A 6,253-nucleotide genomic window follows, 5' to 3' on the forward strand; every position below is an offset into this window, starting at 1 on the left:
CCAGCTCGAGGTCGCCGTAGACCTCGTCGGTGGAGATGTGGTGGTAGCGCGCTCCCCCACGAGCGCGTCCGCGAGCGCGCCGTCCTGCACCTGCCCCTCGACGAAGCGCACGTCGTCGAGCACTCGAGCACCCCATCGAGCGAGGACCGCGACCCCGCATAGGTCAGCGCGTCGAGGACCGTCACCTCGACATCACCCCGCGTCGCCAGCGTCTGGTGGACGAAGTTGCTCCCGATGAAACCGGCTCCACCGGTGACCAGTACGCGCATGTCGCCCACGCTAGTCGGACGTCATCGCACGCGGTAGTGCTCGGCGATGCGCGTGGGCGACAGCGCACTCGGGTAGACCGCCACGTTGTCGACGAGCCCGTCGAAGCCAGCCGACGAGGGTGCACTGGGCCCGGTCGGTCGCGTGCCCTGACCCACGCGCCACCAGCCGGCGTAGGTCTCGACCTTGGACGTCCCGCCCGATGCGACGGCGCGCCCGTCGACGTAGATGACCGTGTCCTGGTTGACTCCGCGTGGGGTGACGACGACGACGAGATGGTGCCAACGGCCGTCGTTGTACGCGCTTGGTGTGGTCAGCGTCTTTTGCGAGGATGCGGCCCATCCGCCGTAGACGAGCCGGCCGTCGTCGCTCATGTGCACGGTGCGGTCCGACTGCGTCGAGGTCCGATCCCTCGAGGACTCGAAGCCCATGAGCCGCCCGCCGCTGCCCGTTGTGGTGTTGAACCACATCTCCAGGGTGAAGGTGGACGGCGGGACGGATGACGGAGCATCGTCGACGACGCGACCGGTGGCCCCGGGCCTGATGGAGTACCCGTGGTTGTTGGGCAGCCCTCCTCCGTTGCGATATGCAGCGATGTCCGTGTACCGGCCCGAGTGCCCCCCACCGCTGCGGTCCTGCGCCGACGGGCCCGCCTGCTCGTCCAGCAACCACAAAAAGGTGGGCGAGTCCGCGAGCACGGCGTCGACGTAGGGCTGTCGTAGCTCGCCCACGCGCCACGTGCTCCCCGGGTTGCTGGTGCGCGCCGTGAAGGCGGCTTGCGCGACCGACCCCTGCGCCTGCTGCAGGACGGGTAGGGAGATGACCGCCACCATCGCCGCAGGGACGAGCCGGCGTCCCCGGCCGGGCCGCCCCGACGCATCGGTCGGAGCATCGTCACGGATCCGGTGCGAGGCGACGACGAAGGCGAGCACGGTCACCAGCAGCCAGAGCGTCAGTGACAGCCAAGCCCCCTCGGCGACCCACACCACCGGGAGCCCGACCCAGGGCACGAGCAGGATCGCTCGAGCTCTGATGTCCTCTCGCGGCAGCGGCTCGACGTCGGTGACCTCGTTGGCATCCCCAGCGGTGGTGAAGTCACCGTCGTCGTCGAGCGCCACCACCCGGTGCACCATGAGCCGGTCGGCCGACGGTGCGGGGTCGTCGAAGACGTACACCCGCCCGACGGAGATCTCCTGCGCGGGCTCGACCTCGCGCGCCACCACGACGTCGCCGACCGAGACGGACGGCTCCATCGACCCGGAGCGGATGACGTGCGAGGACGCTCCGAGGAGGGTGGGCGCGAGCGCGATGACCGCCCACGTCAGGAACATCGCCCGATAGGCGCGGGCGGCGACGACGGTCACGAGGAGCGGCCAGGAGGCCTCCCCACGGGGCGGGGTCAGCTGGGGTTGGGGTTGGACTGCAGCTCCCACTGGAAGTCCAGGCCGACGAGGTCACCCTGCATGTTGTCGATCTGGGTCTGGGTGAGCCCGGTGGTGTCGAACTCCCACGTGATCTCGTAGGTGCGCGTCTGCGTCCCGGCGACGACGGCCCAGTCGCCGACACCCCCGTTGTAACTGTTGACGGCGGCGAGGTTCTTGAGGGTGGTGTCCTGCATGAGGGTGTTCTCGGCCGCGAAGCCGTCGCAGCTGGCGAAGGACCCGCCCGTACCCGAGCGCACTGTGAACTTCACCGCCTGCGCGAGGCCCTCGTTGTCGATCTTCGCATTGACCGCGTACCCCTTGACCGTGCCCGGCACCGAGGCGGTGGCCTTGACGGTGATGCACTTGGTCTCGGTGGCGCCGGGCACCATGTTGTCGGCAACGAAACGAGCGGAACCGTTGTCATCGTCCGTCAACGCGACGGACCCGGTCGACCACTCGTTGCCCGAGTTGCGGGTCTGGCCGGAGAAGGCGGCGTAGGACGCCTGCCAGACCATCCCGCCCGCGAGGAGCACGGCCACGGGTGTGGCCAGGGCTGCGGTCAGCTTCTTCGTCTTGGTGGACGGCTTGTGCATGGGTGGTGTGTCCCCTCTGAGGTGGTGGTGGCCATCCTCGTCGGGAGGCCGGGAGCGCGCGGGCGCTCACCAAACAGCACTCCTGCTGCGGACATTGTGACGGACAATCCGCTGGAGCGCAAAGGCGCCTTGGGGATGATCTTCGGCCGATCACCTTTTTGACAAGCGAATGTCCTCGCCAGGTTGTCCGCGCGACTCCCGGAAGCACCCAGACGTGAGCGCCCACCTGATGACGCACGCAGCCGGCACCAAGCTCACCACCATCGCCAACTTCAGCGCGCGGGACGGTCGGAGGAGATCGCGCTGATTTCGTCGGCGACAACTTCGTGGTGGGTGTCGGTGACGAGAGGGCGCTGGACTGGACCGGTCGAGGGGAATGGCCCGTCGCCGAGCACTGGCCAACATCCTTTACGAGGCCTCGAGTCAGGGCGTCGTGACCTTCACCCCACTGGCCGGTCACAGCCAGTGGGAGTCCGACATCGCAGCACCGCTCGACGGTGTGCACCCCGGCCAGGCCGACTACGGCTTGATTGCCTGGCTGGTGCTGCACCACGACTGGGGCGAGTGGATGGGCTGAGGCGCTTCACCGCCTCATTTCACTACCGATACACCAAGACGGAGCAGCGCCGAGACACTCGGCGCTGCTCCGTCTTATGTGGCCCGCTCACTCCTGCGCGTCGCGCCCCTGCTGGAACCACTCGTACGTGGCCGTGAGCCCTTCGGTGAGCGACACCGGCTCGACATCCGGGAAGAGCGACCTCAGAGAGTCGTTGTTCGCCTGGCTGTGCGCCACGTCGCCTGCACGGGGCTCCCTGTGCAGCTTCTCGGGGACCTGGTGGGAGACCTCGGCAATCTCGTCGATCAGCTCGAGGAGCGTGGTGTTGGTCCCGAAGGCGAGATTGACCGGCTCCGCGTTGCTCACCCTGCGCTCAATCGCATCGAGCAAGACACGACACACGGTGCCGACGAAGGTGAAGTCCCGTGAGTTGGAGCCGTCCCCGTTGATCGGGAGGGGCTCTCCCTTCATCAGGGCGTCGATGAAGACCGGGATGACGGCAGCGTAGACGTGGCCGGCGCGCTGGCCGGGCCCGTACACGTTGAAGAAGCGGAAGGCCAAGGTGTCGATGCCGTACGCCGTGCCATAGGCCAGCACGTACTGCTCCGCCGCCAGCTTGCTGACCGCGTACGGGCTCATCGGACGAACCCACTCGCGCTCTTGCTTGGGCATCGCGGGGTTCAGTCCGTAGACGGAGCTGGACGAGCTGAAGAGCACGTGCCCCACACCGTGCGCCCGGGCCGACTCCAGGACCGAGAGCGTCCCATCGACATTGGCCTCGTGCGTGGCGATCGGGTTCTCGATGCTCCGAGGGACGCTGCCGAGCGCCGCCAGGTGCACCACAGAATCCACACCCGCCATCGCGCGGTCCATCTGGGCGCGGTCGTTGATCGACCCCTCGACGAAGTCGACGTCAAGACCGTCCAGATTGTCCCGATAGCCGGTCGACAAATCGTCGATGACCTTGACCTGGTGGCCTTGGCTCAGCGCCATCCGAGCAAGGTTGGAGCCGACAAAGCCAGCCCCGCCGGTAATGAGGATCTGCACAAAAATCTCCCTGTTAGTCGCGAGCGTGGACGTGGCTCAGCGTGCAAAGCGCACCGACGCGTGGCCCCGGTCAAGAATAGGTGACTGGCCCGGCTGACTCTGTCAGAGTCGTCCGTCGGCCAGCTCTCGAGGCAGCATCCCCTTGAGATCAAAGATGGCGTTTGCCGCTGGGTCGGCGTAGGCGCAGAGCTCATCGGGACCGAGTTCGCGGAAGGAGTCGTGAGCGACGGCGAGCACCACACCTTGGTAGGCGCCCTTGGCGGGTTCAGCGACCAGGTCAATGCCGTACTCGTGACGAGCGGCCTCCGGGTCTGCCCACGGGTCGTGGACATCGACCTCGATGCCAAACCCCTTCAGGTGGTCCACGATGTCGACCACCCGAGTGTTGCGCAGGTCGGGAGTGTTCTCCTTGAAGGTCAGGCCCAGGACGAGGACCCTCGCGTCCCTGACGTCGACCTTGTTGCGCAACATCGCCGCAAGCAGCTGGTCAGCGACGTACGGCCCCATCGAGTCGTTGAGGCGTCGTCCCGCGAGGATGACTTCGGGGTTGTACCCGATCGACTGCGCCTTGTGCGTCAGGTAGTACGGGTCGACGCCGATGCAGTGCCCACCGACCAAGCCTGGGCGGAAGGGAAGGAAGTTCCACTTCGTCCCGGCAGCCTCCAAGACGTCGAGGGTGTCGATCCCGAGCCGGTTGAAGATCAACGACAACTCGTTGATCAGCGCGATGTTGACGTCACGCTGAGTATTTTCGATGACCTTTGCAGCCTCAGCCACCTTGATCGACGACGCCAGGTGCGTGCCAGCGGTCACCACGCTCTTGTAGAGGTCGTCGACGAAGTGCGCGGCCTCCGGTGTCGAGCCGGACGTGACCTTGGTGATCGTCTCGAAGCGATGCACCTTGTCCCCGGGGTTGATCCGCTCGGGGCTGTAGCCGACGTAGAAGTCCTCGTTGAAGCGCAGACCGCTGAGCTCCTCGAGGAGAGGGACGCAATCGTCCTCGGTCGCGCCGGGGTAGACCGTCGACTCGTAGATGACGACGTCGCCGGGACGCAACGCTCCGGCCACTGTGCGGGTGGCCGAGAGGAGAGGGGTGAGGTCCGGCTGCTTGTACTTGTCGATCGGCGTCGGCGTGGTCACGATGTAGACGTTGACGTCGTCGAGTGATGCCGGGTCTGCGCTGAAGATCAGCTGCTGCGCGGCCTGCAAGTCTGCGGAGGAGACCTCCTGCGTCCGGTCAACGCCCTCGGAGAGCTCATCGATCCGTCGCTGGTTGATGTCGAGACCGGTCACCGGGTAGTGCTTGGCAAAGGACACCGCCAACGGGAGTCCGACGTAACCGAGGCCGATGACTCCGAGGTGGATGTTGGCCGGAAGTACAGTCACGTGATCGATTCTCCTTGTAGGCAGCAAACCCTCGCCGCGAGAGCGCCAGCCGCCATGCTACAGATCACGTCGGACGCCAAGGACACGCGTGTCCGGCCTTGCGTGTGGTGGCACGCTCACCGGGCCAGATGGTCCATCAACGAGTCTTCACACCACGTGCTCCGTCGCGGCGTACCGCGCCTCCGCAGCCTGGTCCAGTCGATGGCTAGCGACGATCGTGCCTCGGTCGGTCGGTCACATGGTCGAAGCCGTCACGCTGTCGGTCCATCAGCTCGAGCACCACCTACGACACCACACCCCGGTTGTCGACCTCTCCGTCAGCACCGATGAGGTAGGTCTCCCCCCATCTGCCCGCGGTCGATGATCGCCCACACTCCACTGTTGTGGTCATCGACGTGGATCCAGTCACGCACGTTGAGACAGTCACCGTAGAGCCTCGGCCGACCCGCGAGGACTTCGGTGACCTGACGAGGGATGACTTCTCGACGTGCTGGGCGTCGCCTCGGTGAAGCGCCGGTGAGTCGAGCGCGAGGTCGCCATAGACCTCGTCAGTCGAGATGTGGTGATAGCGCACACCGTGGCGCCGCACCGCCTCGAGCAGCTCGTAAGTCCCCACGACATTGGTCTGCACGAAGGGACCGGGCGAGCTGAGGGAGTTGTCGTTGTGGGACTCTGCAGCGAAGTGCACGACCACATCAGCACCTGCCACGAGCGAGTCGACGAGCGCGCCGTCCTGCACGAGCCCCTCGACGAAGCGCACGTCGCCGAGCACGCCGTCGAGCGACGAGCGCGACCCCGCATAGGTCAGCCCGTCCAGCACGGTCACCGCGACGTCCTCGCGCGTCGCCAGCGTCTGGTGGACGAAGTTGCTCCCGATGAACCCGGCTCCACCGGTGACGAGCACACGCATGTCAGTTCCTTTCGTGCGTCGAGGTGCGAGGGCCCCCGGGCCCGAGCCTCGAGACGTACTCCGTCAGCGT

5 protein-coding genes and 2 pseudogenes are annotated in these 6,253 nt (G+C 66.5%); 1 reads left to right on the forward strand and 6 read right to left on the reverse strand.

What is annotated here, in order from left to right; translation table 11 throughout:
• From JLI01S_RS16810 to JLI01S_RS16120, 3 genes and pseudogenes are all read right to left on the reverse strand, one after another.
• Positions 1-269, reverse strand: a pseudogene (locus JLI01S_RS16810) (GDP-mannose 4,6-dehydratase); the annotation flags it as partial.
• A gap of 21 nt (positions 270-290) precedes the next feature.
• On the reverse strand, positions 291-1,700 hold the full coding sequence (locus JLI01S_RS16115; protein WP_157075018.1) for a signal peptidase I: 1,410 nt from the start codon (positions 1,698-1,700) through the stop codon (positions 291-293).
• On the reverse strand, positions 1,667-2,284 hold the full coding sequence (locus JLI01S_RS16120) for a hypothetical protein (protein WP_068266602.1): 618 nt from the start codon (positions 2,282-2,284) through the stop codon (positions 1,667-1,669). The genes JLI01S_RS16115 and JLI01S_RS16120 overlap by 34 nt, the downstream gene beginning before the upstream one ends.
• Before the next feature lie 376 nt (positions 2,285-2,660).
• On the opposite strand from JLI01S_RS16120, the gene JLI01S_RS16125 reads away from it, so the two are divergent.
• Positions 2,661-2,861 (forward strand): SGNH/GDSL hydrolase family protein, encoded by a 201-nt coding sequence (locus JLI01S_RS16125; protein WP_068266604.1) that lies wholly within the window; start codon positions 2,661-2,663, stop codon positions 2,859-2,861.
• An 87-nt stretch (positions 2,862-2,948) separates the two neighbouring features.
• Here the strand turns inward: JLI01S_RS16125 and JLI01S_RS16130 are convergent, their stop codons facing one another.
• The 3 genes and pseudogenes from JLI01S_RS16130 to JLI01S_RS16140 all read right to left on the reverse strand — a co-directional run.
• Positions 2,949-3,887 (reverse strand): NAD-dependent epimerase/dehydratase family protein, encoded by a 939-nt coding sequence (locus tag JLI01S_RS16130; protein ID WP_068266606.1) that lies wholly within the window; start codon positions 3,885-3,887, stop codon positions 2,949-2,951.
• A 102-nt stretch (positions 3,888-3,989) separates the two neighbouring features.
• Positions 3,990-5,273 carry a nucleotide sugar dehydrogenase gene (locus JLI01S_RS16135; protein WP_068266609.1) on the reverse strand — a complete coding sequence of 428 codons (1,284 nt, stop codon included), beginning with the start codon at positions 5,271-5,273 and terminating at the stop codon, positions 3,990-3,992.
• 182 nt (positions 5,274-5,455) lie between these two features.
• A pseudogene (locus JLI01S_RS16140) lies at positions 5,456-6,183 on the reverse strand (dTDP-glucose 4,6-dehydratase); the annotation flags it as partial.
• Positions 6,184-6,253: the final 70 nt, after the last annotated feature.

Source organism: Janibacter limosus NBRC 16128 (assembly GCF_001570985.1).
In the GTDB taxonomy this organism is placed as follows: domain Bacteria; phylum Actinomycetota; class Actinomycetes; order Actinomycetales; family Dermatophilaceae; genus Janibacter; species Janibacter limosus.